This window comes from Candidatus Woesearchaeota archaeon (assembly GCA_016928155.1).
Classification (GTDB): Archaea; Nanobdellota; Nanobdellia; order Woesearchaeales; family JAFGLG01; genus JAFGLG01.
In genome coordinates, this window is sequence record JAFGLG010000015.1 from 1 (window position 1) to 16,858 (window position 16,858).

The 16,858-nt window shown below is 44.1% G+C and carries 16 protein-coding genes and 2 tRNA genes; 10 read left to right on the forward strand and 8 right to left on the reverse strand.

Annotated elements, in window-relative coordinates; genetic code table 11:
* From JW968_06580 to JW968_06590, 3 genes are all read right to left on the reverse strand, one after another.
* Positions 1-5,125 (reverse strand): hypothetical protein (locus tag JW968_06580; GenBank protein ID MBN1386607.1); only part of this gene is annotated, 5,125 nt, incomplete at its 3' end.
* Positions 5,126-5,129: 4 nt separating this feature from the next.
* Positions 5,130-5,306, reverse strand: coding sequence for a hypothetical protein (locus tag JW968_06585; GenBank protein ID MBN1386608.1), 177 nt, complete (start codon positions 5,304-5,306; stop codon positions 5,130-5,132).
* Between the two features lie 155 nt (positions 5,307-5,461).
* Positions 5,462-5,776, reverse strand: coding sequence for a ribonuclease P (locus JW968_06590; protein MBN1386609.1), 315 nt, complete (start codon positions 5,774-5,776; stop codon positions 5,462-5,464).
* Positions 5,777-5,859: 83 nt separating this feature from the next.
* Here JW968_06590 and JW968_06595 point away from each other — a divergent pair, with 83 nt between their 5' ends.
* From JW968_06595 to JW968_06610, 4 genes are read left to right on the forward strand one after another with little or no spacing between them, the layout of a single operon-like run.
* Positions 5,860-7,170, forward strand: a complete 1,311-nt coding sequence (locus JW968_06595; GenBank protein MBN1386610.1) for a hypothetical protein — start codon at positions 5,860-5,862, stop codon at positions 7,168-7,170.
* Positions 7,167-7,697, forward strand: coding sequence for a hypothetical protein (locus JW968_06600; protein ID MBN1386611.1), 531 nt, complete (start codon positions 7,167-7,169; stop codon positions 7,695-7,697). The genes JW968_06595 and JW968_06600 overlap by 4 nt, the downstream gene beginning before the upstream one ends.
* Positions 7,694-9,238, forward strand: coding sequence for a hypothetical protein (locus JW968_06605; protein MBN1386612.1), 1,545 nt, complete (start codon positions 7,694-7,696; stop codon positions 9,236-9,238). The genes JW968_06600 and JW968_06605 overlap by 4 nt, the downstream gene beginning before the upstream one ends.
* Positions 9,144-9,743, forward strand: a complete 600-nt coding sequence (locus JW968_06610) for a hypothetical protein (GenBank protein MBN1386613.1) — start codon at positions 9,144-9,146, stop codon at positions 9,741-9,743. Before JW968_06605 ends, JW968_06610 begins: the two co-directional genes overlap by 95 nt.
* Here JW968_06610 and JW968_06615 read toward each other — a convergent pair.
* From JW968_06615 to JW968_06630, 4 genes are read right to left on the reverse strand one after another with little or no spacing between them, the layout of a single operon-like run.
* Positions 9,713-10,258 (reverse strand): CDP-archaeol synthase, encoded by a 546-nt coding sequence (locus JW968_06615; protein ID MBN1386614.1) that lies wholly within the window; start codon positions 10,256-10,258, stop codon positions 9,713-9,715. The two genes, JW968_06610 and JW968_06615, sit on opposite strands and share 31 nt — an antisense overlap.
* Before the next feature lies 1 nt (position 10,259).
* On the reverse strand, positions 10,260-10,775 hold the full coding sequence (gene pssA, locus JW968_06620) for a CDP-diacylglycerol--serine O-phosphatidyltransferase (GenBank protein MBN1386615.1): 516 nt from the start codon (positions 10,773-10,775) through the stop codon (positions 10,260-10,262).
* Between the two features lie 6 nt (positions 10,776-10,781).
* Entirely contained in the window at positions 10,782-11,435 is a 654-nt protein-coding gene (locus tag JW968_06625) for a phosphatidylserine decarboxylase family protein (GenBank protein ID MBN1386616.1), read from the reverse strand.
* On the reverse strand, positions 11,432-11,863 hold the full coding sequence (locus tag JW968_06630; GenBank protein MBN1386617.1) for a divergent PAP2 family protein: 432 nt from the start codon (positions 11,861-11,863) through the stop codon (positions 11,432-11,434). The genes JW968_06625 and JW968_06630 overlap by 4 nt, the downstream gene beginning before the upstream one ends.
* Before the next feature lie 131 nt (positions 11,864-11,994).
* Between JW968_06630 and JW968_06635 the strand changes: the two genes are divergently transcribed.
* Positions 11,995-12,082, forward strand: a tRNA-Asn gene (locus tag JW968_06635).
* 37 nt (positions 12,083-12,119) lie between these two features.
* Positions 12,120-12,240 (forward strand) — tRNA-Ile (locus JW968_06640).
* A gap of 289 nt (positions 12,241-12,529) precedes the next feature.
* Here JW968_06640 and JW968_06645 read toward each other — a convergent pair.
* Positions 12,530-13,057 carry a hypothetical protein gene (locus JW968_06645; GenBank protein ID MBN1386618.1) on the reverse strand — a complete coding sequence of 176 codons (528 nt, stop codon included), beginning with the start codon at positions 13,055-13,057 and terminating at the stop codon, positions 12,530-12,532.
* A 305-nt stretch (positions 13,058-13,362) separates the two neighbouring features.
* Between JW968_06645 and JW968_06650 the strand changes: the two genes are divergently transcribed.
* From JW968_06650 to JW968_06665, 4 genes are all read left to right on the forward strand, one after another.
* The gene (locus JW968_06650; protein MBN1386619.1) at positions 13,363-14,256 is read left to right on the forward strand and encodes a hypothetical protein; all 894 of its coding nucleotides are present in this window, start codon (positions 13,363-13,365) and stop codon (positions 14,254-14,256) included.
* A 75-nt stretch (positions 14,257-14,331) separates the two neighbouring features.
* Positions 14,332-14,703: a hypothetical protein gene (locus tag JW968_06655; protein ID MBN1386620.1), complete on the forward strand. Its 372-nt coding sequence runs from the start codon at positions 14,332-14,334 to the stop codon at positions 14,701-14,703.
* Positions 14,704-16,569, forward strand: coding sequence for a V-type ATP synthase subunit I (locus JW968_06660; GenBank protein MBN1386621.1), 1,866 nt, complete (start codon positions 14,704-14,706; stop codon positions 16,567-16,569).
* Between the two features lie 41 nt (positions 16,570-16,610).
* Positions 16,611-16,841, forward strand: a complete 231-nt coding sequence (locus JW968_06665) for a V-type ATP synthase subunit K (GenBank protein MBN1386622.1) — start codon at positions 16,611-16,613, stop codon at positions 16,839-16,841.
* Positions 16,842-16,858: the final 17 nt, after the last annotated feature.

A 16,858-nucleotide genomic window follows, 5' to 3' on the forward strand; every position in this document is an offset into this window, starting at 1 on the left:
CAGATTCATATGTGCTGTCCCAACTGACATTGGCAGCAATCGTCGCATTCTCATCAACACAGACAACAAAAGTCACAGTATCAGACTTATTATAAGTGTCATCTGAGGGCTCTACCACACCAAACACAGGAGCATCAGTATCAATAATAGTATTAGCGAGTGTCTTATTGACATTGCTCACATCTGTATCATTGATATTTCCATCATGATCAACAGTATGGATTGTGATCTCATAATACGCATCAGGCATCAACCCGGTCAAGTTATAATAATTGACTGGAGCAGACAAGTTAGCCACCCAACTACCATTAATAAAGATTACAGTACCATTAAAGTCAGCATCAGCAGGATTACTCCAATTCCAATAGATGCTCGAATTAGTCTGACTTGGAGACATCAGATTACTGACAGAACTTGGTGGAACAATATCAGGATTCTCCAAAGTCTTATTGGTATCATTCACACCAGTTGTATTCACATTACCCACATGATCAATGGTATATATAGTAATGGTATGATTGGTATCAGGAGTCAAACCAGTTTTATTATAATAGTTTACAGGAACAGAAAGATTTATCTCCCAAACATTGTCGATATATATCATAGTACTATTAAAATCCAAATCAATTGGATTAACCCAATTCCAGAAAATACTCGTATTCGTCTGACTTGGAGACCCAAGATTCAAAACAGATCCTGGCGGAATCTCATCAGCAAGCTCCTGGACTGTAAAATTTGTAAAAGTGATATTCCAATTCCCATATTCATCAGTAGCATTGAAACTGATATTATAAACACCAATCCAAGTAGTATTAGTAAAGATATACTCATAGCACCACTCAGTACCATTGTACTCGAGGATTGCCTGTTCATGTGTGCTGTCCCAGGTGATGTTCGCTGTGACAGTGGAGTTCTCACTTACGCACACGATCACATGAACACTGTCAGACTGATTGAATACATCATCATTCGGTTCAACAAGGCTGAATAGTGGAGGAAACATATCCCCGACAGTGAAGACAGCGGTCTCTGAATCATTCACATTGCTTGCATTGTCTGTGGCTATGATTCTTATTGTGTATATATCTATGCTTGTTGTGTTGGTGAATACTCCTCCCCATAGTCCAGATGTTGCATTGTAGGAAAGATTGATCATTTCATAGGTTGGACCCCAACTCACATTGGCAACCACTATGCCCATATTATCATAATAGGCATCAGTCACATTTGCTGATATGTACACAGAATCATTTATATCATAATTTGCTCCATCAGGGTTTACATCAGGCACGCTTGGTGCTGTCACATCATTTACTGTGAAATTTGCATGAGTCACATTCCAGTTTCCGTTGCCGTCAGTCGCATTGTAGGTAATGTTATACTGTCCGAGTGCGTATGTCTGGCTGAATATTGCAGCATAATACCAATCTGTTCCATTATGGCTCAGGCTTATCTTCTGCTGGCTCCCATTTGGATAATCTAATGTTGCTGAGACTGTGGCGCTTTCATCTATTGATACCAGGAAGAGCACATCATCGCTCTGATTGTACTCTCCGCTTGGTCTTGTCTCTGATTCATTGAATACAGGTGCATCATGGTCTGGCGAAGTGCCGGTCCTGACTGTATCGATCACCCAGGTTGTGTTTATGTTGCCTGAATGGTCAGCAGTGAGTATTGAAATAGTATAATCAGTATTGTTTATCAGCCCGCTGAAATTCACTGAATTGACAGGTGTATTTAGGTTTGCCTGCCATATCCAATTAAGGTATATTATTGTATGGTTGAAGTCGACATCCGGTGGGTTTGTCCATGTCCAATATATCCAGCTGGTTCCGATAGAGGGAGCATTGAGATTTGTGACAGTTCCTGGTGGATAAGGGTCATAGAGGCTGTTGACATAGAACCAGCTTCCCTCGCTGTCGTTCATGTTTCCATTCATGTCTTGTGAATATATTTTATACGTGTAATTGCCAGGGATATATGAGGGAGTTGTATTGAACACATAATACCATATATTGCTGTTGTTGCTCATTGTATAATTCTTGACAGTCCCATTGGCAAATATTACTTCAACCAATGTGAAATTTATCCGATGATCATCAGTTATGTTTGCTGTCAGGTTTGTGTATTGCGTCTGGTTGATGAGATATGGCACTGACCAAACTGAAACCACACTTGGTGGGGTATAGTCAGCTATTGTCCCTGTCCTTGCTGTATTGATCACCCAGGTTGTGTTGACATTCCCATCATGGTCAACTGTGAGTATTGCTATGGTGTAGTCTGTGTTGTTGAGCAGTCCTGTTATGTTGACTGAATGTACTGGTGTGTATAAGTTTGCTTGCCACATCCAGTTAACATATATCATGGTATGGTTGAAGTCAGCGTCAGAAGGATTGGTCCAGTTCCATCGTATCCAGCTTGTGCCTATGCTTGTTGCATGGAGATTGGTGATAGTTCCGGGTGGGCTGTTATTTGAGATGTCATTCACATAAAACCAGCCCCATTCGCTGTCATTGACATTCCCCACCCGATCATATGCATATATCCTGTAGGTATAATTTCCAGGCAGATGATCCTCAGTTGTATTGAACACATAATACCATATGTTTGAGTTGTTGCTCAGGGTATAATTCTTTACAGTCCCATTGGCAAAGCTTACTTCAACAAGAGTGAAATTGATCCCTGATTCGTCTGTTATGTTTGCTGTCAGGTTTGTGTATTGCGTCTGGTTGATGATATATGGATTTGACCAGACAGAAAGCACAGATGGGGCCTCATGGTCGCCCATTGTATTGTTGACTGTGAAATAAGCATCTGATGCATCACAGCTGGAATCATAGGGATCATATGCACAGACCCTGATGAGCGATTGCATATTGTCATTCGCTGTTGTGGTGTCCCACAATAAGCTTCGAGTTGAGTTGCTGAGCCCGCCCTGTATGAGATAGAAGTTTGATCCGCCGTCAGGTGATTGGTAGACATTGAATGTCAGGCTGTCTTCATTTATGTCTGATGCATTCCAGTGTATTGTCTGCAATCCACCCCAGTCTTCGCCTCCGTTCGGCACAGTGACTGTGACATTCGGGGGTGCATTTACATGGAAATATGACCTGGTTATCTCTGCACTTCCAGGAGAGGAATAGATGACAAGTGTCCATTGCCCGAATATTGCTGTTAAATTGAGCAGATAATCGTCTTGCGCCTGACCGCCTGCATCTACATTTATTGTCGGGCTTGTCCTCTGGACTGTGGCATTCGGGTCTATCCATTGGAAGAATACCTTTCCTGTGCCCTGCAGGCCATACGCTTCTGCATAGACCCTCTCGTTCCTTTTATAGTACTGGTCAACGTTTGTCCTTCCTGAATCATTGAATACGAGCATGTAGTATGCTGTTGTGTTGTCCATCACGAGGTCGGAATGGTCTGGATCAAGTGAGGATGTCGCCTGTATATAAGTAAGTTCAGATGTGCCGTCTGTTGCATCAGATGGCACTGAGAGCTTAACATAGATGTTCTTGGATTCCCCATATGGACCGATTGGTCCTGTGTCTATCATGGAGTCAGAATTTGTGTCTGTGAGCTCTGTTATCTTATCCTCTTCATAGAATGTCGCTGTCCAGCCGAGTGTCCCTGTCCAGTTCAGGTTTAAGATATCAGACTCATTGTAAGAGTTTGTCACATTGTGCCTGTAGTAGATATATGAGCCCACGCCTGCTTTTCCGCTCTCATTCTTCTGTATCTGGATCCTTTCATCTATTGTGGCCTTGTCTTGGACATTTGCATGTATCGACAGGTTGCTGGAGAAGTTTGCATAGATTGTGAATGTGTTGGATGTGGATAGATCAGCACCTGAAGGCACTTCAACAACTAACAGGAAGTCCTTGCTCTCTCCTGAGCTTAGGTTGCCGAAATCTGCGATCCCGTCGCTGTCTGTATCATCTATCTCTGTTCCGTTAGGATATCTCAGGGCATAGTTCCAGTCTGATGTCTGCTTGACTGCAACTTCAACCACATCTGGGTCATTCAGGTTCATGACTGTATGGGTATAGGTTATGCTTGCTCCGCTCGAGATCAAATAATCATGCTGGTTAAGGAGTATGAGTGTGCCTATTGTTGTTATGTCTTCTACTGTGTCATAGAGAGATGGGGTGATGCTGGATGTTGCTTTGATTGTTGTGTCATCGCTTATGCCATTGTCCTCATCGGCTGGGATTGTGAAATTTACATATATTGTCTTGGTCTCTCCTGCATTCATTATCAGATCCGCTTTGCCGTCAAGGTCTGAATCAGTGAGTTCATTCCATGAATCATCATATATTGTCACATTCCATCCTGCTCTTGTTCCTATCGCTTCTATGTCGATTGTATCGATATCATTCCCGAAGTTTGTCACATTATGGATATAAGTTATTGTTGTATTGGCCTTTGCTCCCTTGTTCTGGCTTGCTTCTATGTCTACTCCAGCATACCGGCTTGATATGTTTCCGGCATTGTCTTCCACTGCTGACGGAAGGTTTGTTCCTTTTCTTCCTGATGATATGTGGAATCTCAATGGGGTTCCGCTTGTGGCGCCTAAATCCTCCCACTTGTAGCTCACCTCAACCTGAAGCCCGTCTGCACTGCATGGATCAAATGTCGCATCATTGACTTCATTTGTCACTCCGCCTGGCATTGAATATCCATCTCCCATTATCATATCCGGTGTGCCTCCTGTTGGCGCATAATCATGCAGGCTATCGACGCATTTCTTGTTCTGTCCGTCGAATTCTATCCTTGCAACTTTGTCTGTTGAGTTCATGTATCCATCATTGTCAAGGTCCATATAGACCAGGAACTGGGCTACATTGTTGCTTCCGGCATTTCTCTTGAAATAGTAGAATACATGAGTTGAGTTCCATGTGTATGCCCATTTTATCATATCCTTGTCTGCTGACTGTATTGTTGGGTAGTCAAGATCACCCATTGCTTCTATGAGGTCTATGACATAATTTTCAGGATACCCGAGTATCCCGGACCAGTCTGACAAGTCTCCATCAATCACAATGGTTTTCTGTGCAGGAGGTTGTGAGCAGACAACAGTGGCCAGAGCTGTTGCTAAGATGATCATGGTCAGTATGATGCTCATTCCTCTAGCTCTTCTTCTCTTCATTTTCCTTCAACAGGTCTCCGACTAATTCCTTATCATCTGCAGAACCCTTCTCCAGGTACTCCTGAACAAGCTCTTTGAGAGAAATTCCTCTAATTGCAGCTATGATCCTGAGCTTTTTATGAAGCTCATCCGGCAATTTGATGTTGATATTTGTCATTCAATTTCCTTTTAAATAATCAATAATTAAGATTAAATTAGTTAATAATAATTTATAAATATTGTCAAACAATAATTTATTTCAGTATTGAAATTATATCAGAATCCAAAAATCGATAAAAAATTTGGGATGAGCCAAGAATTAAGAAAAATCACTCATTTATACACAAATCTTGAGAATTTCTTGCACCGCAGGCAATAATATATCAGCTTTCCCTTTTTTGTCCTGACTCTGCAGTTTGCTCCTGGCATCATGAATCCATAGCAGTGCTTGCAGAATTTCCGTTTATGTACAGAGGGAATCTTGACCTTGTATCTCATTGATATCCTGCGTGCAAGCCCCACATACCTGTCTGAAAGCTTTGGATCATATGAGAAGATCTTGGCAGCCTCTCTAAACAGCGCATTTATCCTTTCTGATGCGATTTTCTTCAGTTTTTCTGTATGTCCCTTGGCCCTGAGCTTCTTCATATCTATGACACCTTATTTATGCTTATAAATAATTATCGTTCAACAGGTAAATATTTAAAAAGAGGTTTGGATGTTGCACAATTATGGGGATATTTGATTTCATAAGGGCTCTTTTTTCGAGGAAGAAAAAGGCTGATGTCACAATAGCTGGACTGCCATCCTGGTTCAATGAGCGCTCATCTGGGATTATTGATGCATCGATTGATTTGCAGAAAGACATTATCTCTGATATTAAGGATAAGAGGCAGGAACTGAAGGAACTGACCAAGGAGATTGAATCAGCTGATATTGACCAGCTGAACATCCCGCAGAATGCCAAGGCGATGCTTTCCGATAACAAGAAGAATTATCTTATTGGTCTCAGGAATTTCCAGACAAAGCTTGATTTCCTTGATGATCTTGATTTCTCTGCCGGCAATTTCATGAGCCTGAAAGATTCTGCAGAGAAGCTTGCTGCTCTCCTGGAGCAGTTCGGCGAGGCGACAGGAAAGCCTCATTATGTCCTGACCCAGTTTTTTGGGGATATCATGAAGAGGACTGCCACGCTCATTGCAGGGATAAGCTCTGCTCAGGATAAGTGGATCAGGGAATTCACAGATAACGAGAAAGTCATTCTTGCGCTGAGGATTTCATCCCAGATAAGGACCCTGCAGAAGAACAGGAAGCTTCTGGCAAAGGCACAGGCAGATATCGGGGACAAGAGGCAGCAGATTGCCCAGATGGCAGTCAGCAGGGAGAAGGTTAAGGGAGATATCGAGAGGTTTTTCTCAAATCCTAATTATGTGTCATTGAAGAGATCTAAGGACAGGATTCAGGAAATAGATTCGCAAATCAAGCAGCTTGATCAGAGGCTTTTCGAGAAGATGGATCCATTGGAGAAGGCTCTGAAGAAATATTCCAGGATGCATCCTGATCCTCAGAAGGTCAGGCTTGCAGAATGCTACCTGGAGAACAGGCTCGAAGCCCTCGGCAATGATTTCAGGCTCCATATACTTTCTATTGCAGAGGATATAAGGGAGATGTGCAGCCAGGATAAGCTTGACATTGATGATAAGAAGAAAGAGAGGATTCTCCTGGCGATCAGCCAGCTTGATTCCGGGTTCCTGACAGGGATCCTGAAATCCTTCAATTCGCTGTCAAAGGAGAAGCTTGATCTCCAGGAGAGCATCAGCAGGAATCAGGCAATGAAGGACCTAAAGGAGTTGGAATACAGGCTTGAGCATGTGGAACAGCGTTCAGGGCTTTTTGAGCAGGATATCGGGAAGCTGGAGAAATCCGTGGAGAGCCTTGATCAGGATAACCTGGTCGGTTTGATAAGGGAGAATGTGAGGAAGCTCCTGAAGACTGACCTCGTGATCGGATCAGACAGCAGCAGTTCATCAGGGCAGGGATGAAGATGGCGCAGGAGAAAGATGCAGGCAAGGCATTTGCTGATTTTGTGAGATCATTTGATGCGCAGGTCCCGGAGCATGTTGTCATAGACGATGAGTTCTACAGGAAGGATGAAAGGCTCATGCAGATATCAGATTCGGTCTCTGGGAGGATTAACAGGAATCCGAGCTCTGTTTCTCTTTATTATGGAAGGTATGATAAGCGCCGAGGGCTGTTCACTCCTGGTTTCCCCTTGCTTGAGATGCTTGCAGGGAACCAGGGAGGGATGAGCCGGAAACAGAGGATCATGGTGAATGAGAAAGGTGAGTGGCTGTTCTTATGCAAGAGGAACATCCTTGAATCATCTATATTGAATGCTGATCATGTGAGGGATCTCCTGTCAGACAAGGGCGTCTGCGGCAAGGATTTCTTTGTTGTCAACCGCCATGACGAGTTGCTGGGCATGGGGGTTATCACGCTCAACAGGGGCAGTATTGTGGTGAAGAACAGGATTGACAGGGGCAATTTCCTGAGGAGGGAGAGGAGATGAATCTGCTTTTCAGCGACATCAGGTCAGCTTCTCCTGGTTCATATGCTGCTGTCTGCAGGGTCATCTCTGTCAGGAAGGCGAAGATAGGCCAGTTTCTGACCCTTAATGACGGGACCGCTGACCAGGTTTTCCTTATTTTCCAGAATTCCGGACTTCCTTTGGCTGATCTTGCGCCTGATGAGGTTGTCTCTATAGATTTCAGGATTGAGAGGCAGGCAAGCCGTGATAATTTCCCGATCCTTAAGTCAGTCAAGAGGTTTGAGGGCATTGACAGGCAGAATGCTCTTGATATCATATTGTCAAATTCCTCTGCGATGTTCACTCCCCTCAGCCCGGATTTCTTGGTCAGTTCGCCTGTCCTTGACAGGCTAAGGGATAAGTTCTCTTCTGCAGCTTCTCTCATCCTGAAGTCCGTCAGCGAGAACAGGAAGATCATCATACGTCATCATGGTGATAATGACGGCTATTGTGCTGCTTTTGCTCTCGAGAAAGTGATTATCCCGATGATAAAAAAGGCCCATCCCTCTCATGCTTTCAGGTATTATAAGCGGAGTGCTTGCAGGACACCTTTTCTTGACTATTCTGATGCGACAAGGGAGCTGTCTTATGCCACCGACGACATGGCATTCGGGGCAAAGGAGCCGCTGCTGATTGTTGTCGATAATGGTAGCTCTTCTGAGGATGTGCTTTCTCTCAGGAAGCTGAGGATATCTGGTTTCAGGCTGATTGTTGTCGACCATCATTTCCCTGCAGACCTCCAGAGGAAGAACAGGGTCATCATAGATGACCTTGTTGATGTCCACATCAATCCGCATCTGGCAGGAGGCAGCAACGACCTGACTGCTGGCATGCTCTGTGCAGAGTTGTCAAGGTTCATCGATCCGGAAGCCAGGGAGCAGGAGGTCCTGGCAGCGATGTCAGGCATAACTGACAAGTCTTCAGGCCAGGAACAGCAGTCTTATCTTGATCTTTGCAGACGGATCGGATATGATTATGATTTTCTTGCTGATCTCTCGATGTGCGTTGATTTTGAGGCCTTTTTCTCCAGATCTTTTGATGCAAGGGGGTTCATAGATGTCCTGCTTGGCCTTGATAGGGAGAAGAAGGGGGAGATCATCAGGATGCTGATCCCTGAGATACTCAGTGCCCATGTGATGAGAGTGAAGGTCCTGTCAGAGAACATGGAGAAAAAGATTTGGGGTGGGAATGCGCTCTGCACTATCGATCTTGACAGGACACTCCCGAACAATTCTTATCCTGCTTCAGGAAAATCAGTGGGCCTTTTGTTTGATTCCCTGAAGGGGTCTCATGATATTCTTGTAGTGCTTGGCCTGAGGTCTGATGGCATCACTTTCAGGATGACAAGGATGGAAAGGTTCAACCTGAACATCTTCATCGAGGAGCTCACTGAGAGGTTCCCTTACAGCAATATCGAAGGTGGCGGGCATGAGAATGCAGGCTCCATCAGGTTCATCCCTGCTGATAGGGATAGGATTGCCGATTTTGTTCTGGAGAGGATGGAGGCTTTGCTCAATGCTTGACCCGGATTTTGCCTTGATATCATTTGTTGTATTCCTGGGCGCTTGGGCAGGCGCCCTGATACCTTTCGCGAGCCCTGATGAGCTGAGGATTGGGAGGGATTATTTTATCTTCGCGAGAAATATTCTTTTTGCTGCAGTGATCCCTTTTGGGGTTTATCATTTCCTTTTGCATTTTTTCATGCCCGGTGCTCTCTGGATCGCCCTGCCTTTGTTAGGTCTTGTCATTTTTTCTGTTTCTCATTTCATCCGGTTCAATGGTTATTTCTCCTCTTTCCTGTTAGGCGCTGTCGTCTATCTTTCATATGGCTCATGGACCTTTATCATGGCAGCTTCAGTGGTCACGCTTGCATTAATGCTTCAGTCTACCTGCTCGATGCTGGATATTGTGAAGAAAGACAGGATAGATGCCTCACCTCTGAGGGTTGTCATCCACGTATCTTTGGAAGGGCTCCCTTTTTTTGTGTGCCTTCTATTCTACCATTGCTCATTCCTCAGTTTTATATAGAACCCCATCTTGGTTGACAGGACGCTGAGTATTGGTGAAGACAGCAGTATTATGGTTGCCACACCTGCAGATGGGACATAGGATATCGCAAAAAGCAGTCCGCTGATTGAGAAATCTATCTGGTCAAATGGCATCCATGGCTTGCCTGGCTGGACATCTATCCTTCTCTTGATGAAGCTCTTCAGCGCATCTCCGAACAAGGCGCCGCATCCGAGGAGGTAGCCGAGGCTCAGAGCAGTTGTGAGGTCATAATTTATCAGGCTGAATGCCCTGAATGCATCATATTTGGTGTAGAGCAGGTACTGTATCAGGCAGATCAGGACACTTGCAGCTATGCCAAAGACCAGCCCTCTTATGGTCTTGTGGTCGCCGAGCATTCTTTTGCTTTCTATTTTTAAATAAAAATCAAGCGGATAATCCCATTTCGGGAACAGCTTTGCTGCAAATACCGGTGTCATGTTCGCAAAATATGCCGGAAGGAAGAAATAAAGTGATTTCAGTATCAGCATTATCATTTTACAACCTCATTTTCTTGATCTTTATCGGCAGGAGCATTGTTATAGAAAATATCATGAAAATATATAACATCAGATATACAGGAAACTGTGGTATCAATGTCAGCAAGGCTATTACAACTGCTCCTAGAGGTATTGGTGTACCGATGAAATAATCCTTTATCCCCATCACATTGAATCTTGCCAGTCTTATCAGGCCTGATAGCACATATAGCATGTAGATGACGCATGCAGCGAGGCTGCTGTTCATCATGTATCCTATCATGGCTGGTGCAATGCCGAATGAGATGAGGTCTGCGAGTGAATCAAGCTCTTTGCCTGATGGATTGCTTATCTTCAGCATTCGTGCAGCTGTTCCGTCTAGATAGTCGAAGCATGCTGCGATGAGTATGCATATTGCTGCATATGCCAGCATGCTGTTGATTGCAAAATATATTGATATTAGCCCTGATGATGCATTGGCTATAGTTAGGATGTTAGGGAGGTTCACCATCTCTTTCAGTTTGATGATTTTCATTTCTGATCATCCTATTGTTGCAATGATGTCAAGGCCTGCTTTTACTTTTTGCCCTTTCCTTACTTTGATATTCAGTTTTTTGCCGTTTATCATGTCTGGGAACACAAGCACTGCCTGGCTTCCAAGATTTATCCTGCCGAATATCTCACCCTGCATTGCATTCTTCCCGGGCTGTGCATTGCAGACTATATTCCGTGCCAGGAATCCGGCTATCTGCACGACTTTTATCTTGGATCTCCCTGTTTTTATGATGATTTCGTTCTTCTCATTCTCTAGTGAGTTCTTCAGGTTGTTGACTACCAGGAATTTCCCTGTCTTGTATTTGATAGATTCCACTCTCCCGCTGATGGGGTATCTGTTGATATGCACATCAAGGGGACTCATGAATATGCTGACCATGTATCCTTTTCCTCTGCCGATTATGTCTGATACCATGAGTTCTATCTTGCCTAGGTATTTCTTCTTGAGCCTGAGCCTCTCCTGCCCGTCAAGCCTGAGGATGCTTATCACTTTCCCGTCTGCAGGGGCGAGAAGATGCTCTCCTCTGTTGATTCTTCTTTTTGGGTTCCTGTTGAAGAAAGCGAGGAAAATCCTCCAGAGCATGAAGACTGAAGCGGTGATCAGCGCCATTGCTACAAGTATAAGGATTGCTGTTTTCATAATGCCAACCCGATCATTATTGTTGAGACAGCTCCCACGATGAATCCGGCGAATGCCTCGACTCCCCTGTGTCCTATTGTCTCCCTGAACTGCTTGAATCCCTTGTTGAGGATGTTCAGGAATGTGGAGTGCTTCCCTATCTCATATTTTGCCACTATGCTTTCATGCACAATGTATATCACCATCACCATTGTGGCAATGAAAAGTGGCGAAAAGCCCTGGTCAAGATATACTGACAGCACCAATGCTGTGCCTATCGCAACATGCTGGCTTGGCATCCCGCCTGATCTGATGAGGCTCAGGATGCTGAGTCTTTTTGTTTTCATGAAATCTGTGAAGATCTTTATGAGGCCTGCAAAAATATATGCAGTTATGCATGAAAGGAATATCTTGCTTGATAGAAGCGCATTGATGCCATATTCTGCCATGTTTGTAAGCTCCCATATATTATATAAATTTGTTTCCTTTGGCATTGAAATACAACAAATTTTATAAATTACTTACTTTAATACCCAGATAGGATTTATAAAGGCTGAAATCAGGATATTTGCTGTTTCAGGCCCGATTAGCTCAGCGGTTAGAGCGCGTGGCTGTTATCCGTAAGGAAAGATACCACGAGGTCGCAGGTTCAAATCCCGCATCGGGCGTTGGCTTTAAAGATAAGCTTTAAAGCCGATCAATCATGGGCCCGTAGCTTAGTCTGGCTGGAGCGTACGACTGATATCGCAATTGGCAGATATCGTAAGGTCCCGAGTTCAAATGCCTGGCTGCGAGAGTAGTCATGCTGGATGTCTCGGCGGGCCCATTCATTCTTCTACCACTCTTGACTCTGGTCGACAACACAAAACACAAGAATTCAATGATTACAGAGCTTCTAATAGCAATATTCAAAATAGTAAATCAGCTCAATCCAGTGTACTTAATGAGCTTCTACAGCAAAAACATGCGCATGATTCTGCAATCAGGTTCAATTTTGTTGAGGAGTTCTTGATGTCGACTAAGCTTATATATCTCTCAATAAAATGAAAAGAATCTTAAAAATTATTAAAAGTCTCTCTTGTTAAAACTTGGGTGTTGATTGATAACTCTGATAATCAATAGCAACCCCAACCCTCATACCAGTTACACTCACACCAGCCTTCATAACCATAAGGATTATCAGAATATTGTGAAGCCGTACTGTCACAGATCATTTCCTCCATTTCACAGCCAAAACGAGTTTCACAACTCCAAGAAAAACTCGATGTCCAAAATCCAGGCATCCAATATTGGTGCTTCCTCTCATTCGGTTCGGGGTCACCTTCCATCCAATAATGATGGCTTTCACACTCGCACAGGCCCTCTTCTGTAGCACCCTCGTCTTCATCGGGATCCCATCCATCCCAATGCCAGCAAGCTTCAGGATCATTCCTTCCCTCTTCAGTATCACAATAATCTGTTTCAGCTAAAAACTGCTCCTCTACTTCAGTTAATTTACCGATGAGATCATCCCTAACTACTGATTCAGAAGTTGATAAAAAATAACTTTGTGCAGGCCCCTTTCCTATCATAAGTACAACCAATGAGACAATCGCCACAATAGATACAATTGCTAAATAAGCGAAATTTCCTTTATCTTCCATTTTACACCTCTTTAAGGTTTTTAAAAATTGATTTATAATAGACATTATTTATTTGTATATATATATATAATTTTGTATGAAAAACAAGAAATCAATCAATTCAAGTCTGGAAGTTCACTTAGTTTACAAGTATATAACCTTAACGCAAAACACAATGTCCTTGAAAAGTCAAAGTCTCGGCGGGCCCATTTCATACTCAAATCTTAGTAAAAGTATGACATTATCATATGAAAATAAATCCTTCTCAAGACTATATTTTTAAATATCTATATATTTATAAATAGACCATTTACTTCTATTTGTTTATGGATATAAGGAACGTGCAGAAGACAGGCAATATGTTCTATATTTACCTACCGACTGCCTGGTGCAAGCAGCATGATATCTCGTCAGAATCAAAGCTCACATTGAATGTCAATAATGATGGCACTATCCTTTTGTCTCCGACAATGGGGAAGAAGAAGGAGCGCCATATTGAGCTCAAGGTTGATGAGGACAATCAGTCTGTCATCCATAAGCTGCTGGTCGCCTGCTATATAAACCCGGCAGATTCTTTCCAGATAACTTTGAGCAAGGAGCTTGATTACAAGACCCTCCTTGACCAGAAGCGTCTGGTCGCGGTCGAGATGGTGGAGCTCGACGGCAGGAAGATTATCTGCGAATCGAGCATAAGCATTGACGAGCCCTCTTCTCTTCTCAAGACCATGGTCAACAAGGTAAGGAATCTCATCAATGTCATTCTGAAGAACTACAACGAGGCCCTGATCGAACGGTATGAGGAGGAGATCGACAGGAGCAGGCTTCTCATCGACAAGTCAGTCATAAACATCTTCACCTTCAACAAGACCTCTAAGCTGAAACCTGTCGACATCCATTTCATCTCCAACATGTCAAGGTCGCTGGAGAGGTTTGTGGATCATCTGATTGTCGTCGATAAGTCAGAGAAGAAGCTCTTCATGGAGCTCAAGGAGATCATCGAGACCCTGAAGGTGCTGCTTGACAATTTTGAGAAGCTTAACTACACTGAAGCGATAGGCTTCCTGAAAAAAGTCGATAAGACCTCAGTGGCCCAGGTCAAGAGCATCCAGGATTATCATAAGAGGAGGATCAGGGGCCATCTTGTGAATGTGGCTGAGATCCTGATGGACTGGGCCATCACCAAGGAGATTGAATCCCAGGAAGATAATATTAATCACTGATGAGTGCAAAATAATCATTTCAGCCGATATACGATGAAGTCCCAAAAATTTAAAAAGGATTTGCCTACCCTGTAGATGGTAATTTGGGGGTATAGCACACAAGGAGCGTGTTTCGCAATGGACCATATACTTAATGACATTCGGAAATCAGAGGATAATGCAAAGAAGATTATTGAAGATGCATTGAAAGAGAAGGAGAAGATCATCTCTAAGGCAAGGGCAGATGCGATTGATATCATCAAGGAGAATGACAGGCGCATGTCCAGGGAGAGGGATGATGAGATAAAGGAATACAGGAAATCAATCCTTGCCAAGCAGAAAGAGGTCACAGAGAAAGGCAGGAAGAAGACCCGTGATATTGAGAAGTCTTCCGGGAAGAATGTCGATAGGACGAAGAAGCTCCTGCTCCAGGAATTTCATGGTTTTATAGAACAAGAGATGATGTAGATGTTCAAGGCTTTACGCATGTCAAAGGTGACGATAATCGGTCACAAGGACCACCTCCCTTCTGTGCTGAATGTGCTTCACCGGATGAAGGTCTTCCATATTGTCGAGCAGAGGAAGGAAGGCATCGATATCGGCAAGCCTTTGGAGTATGGTGAGAGGCTTTCTGAGATACTTATCAAGCTGAGGTCTGTGGCCTCTTATCTGGGCATCGATCTCAGTGAGAACGGGATTGAGGATCTCAAGGATGAGAAGCTGGATTATTACAAGCTTGGCAATCTCAGCAAGAAGCTGTATCTCATTGTCACAGACAAGGTCAATGAGAAGAAGGCCGCAGAAGACAAGATAAAGTCCCAGAGGATAAGGCTCCATCAGCTCAAGATCCTGAACTGCCTCGGCCTTGATCCTATCGATGTCAGGGAGAGCTTAAATTATGATTATTTCATCGGCTACCCCCAGGAGTTCAAGAAGTTCGAGGAGCTCTTGACAGAGAGGTTCAAGGATATCTATATGAAGAAAGGTATCCTCAATAGGGGATCCTATTTTGGGATATTTGCGCCTAAGCATCTCTCTCAGGACATCCAGAATTTCCTGAATGAGTTCTCTTTTGTTTATCAGGAGTTCAGGGAGATATCGGATATCCGGGATGAGACCCATAAAGCTCTGAAGGACATCAACAGCGATCTTTCAGAGATTGAGAAGCAGAGGGATTCAATTGAGTTTGAGCTCCATGATCTAGGCAGGAAGTGGAAGAAGTTCATCTTGTTCAATGAGACTCTTGTCTCACAGGAGGCAGAGAAGGCAGAGGCCCCTCTCAGGTTGGGGACCACAGATGAGACTTTTATTGCCACAGGATGGATTCCGGCATGGAAACTCACCAAGACAGTCAGGGCTCTTGAGGATTGCGCAGATAATCGGCTTTTCATAGAGACCCACAAGGTGGACAAGCATGATGATGTGCCTATAGAGCTGCAGAATCCCAAGGTGGTGAAGCCATTCGAGTTCTTCATGGACCTGTACACCCTGCCGCAGTATTATGAGCTTGATCCGTCTTTCCTTTTCTTCCTTACATTCCCTTTCTTCTTCGGCTTCATGCTAGGTGATATCGGCTACGGGATCACGACTCTTGTGCTCTTCATCGCCCTGAGGGCCATGATGAAGGATGGCAGGCGCCTGATAGACGCCCTGATCTTCTCATCCCTGTCCACGATCTTCTTCGGTGCGCTGTTCGGCGAGTTCTTCGGTGCAGAGGTTGTCATGGGCTATGAGCTTCCTCATGTGCTCAGCAGGATGCATCAGATAAATGAGCTCCTGTATGTCTCTGTCATGCTTGGATTCCTGCATCTGAACCTTGGCCTCTTGATCGGTTTCATAAATGAGTGCAAGCATCATGGATTGAAGACAGCGGTTCTTGAGAAAGGGAGCTGGTGGATTCTTCAGCTTTCAGTCATCGTCCTTGCACTGTCATACTTGAAGCTTATCCCCCTGATGCCCTTGGTGGGTTATGTCATGCTTGCTCTCTCTGCCGTGATGCTTTATGCTGGCGAAGGTGCTAGGGGCTTGATTGAGATGCCGGCCATATTTTCCAACATGTTCTCCTATGCCAGGCTTATGGCTATCGGCGTTGCTTCAGCTTCATTGGCTATTGTTGTCAATGATTTCTCTTTCAGGATGTTCCATGGCGGCATCATCTCCATCATCGGTGGTATATTGATACTTTTGCTTGGGCATTCCATCAATATTGGGTTGGGCATACTTGGCCCTTTCCTTCATTCGCTCAGGCTGCATTATGTTGAGTTTTTTTCGAAGTTTTATCACGGCGGAGGCCTCAGGTTCATGCCTTTCGGTGGCAAGAAGGAGGAGGCTTGAGCCTCAAGCAGGATAGAAAAACAGAATACGGAGGTAAAAAAATGGTAGTTGATATGGGAACTGGTGTTATTGCATTGAGCGCAGCAGTGGCGATCGGTTTGAGTGCTTTTGCAGCAGCTTATGCAGAGAAGACAATCGGCGCCGCAGCAGTGGGTGCAATGGCTGAGAAGGAATCTCTTTTCGGTAAGGGCCTTATCCTGACAGTCATTCCAGAGACGATCGTCATCTTCGGTCTGGTGGTTGCCATACTGATAATTGGGATGGCAGGTTAATAACCATTCCTTGGTTC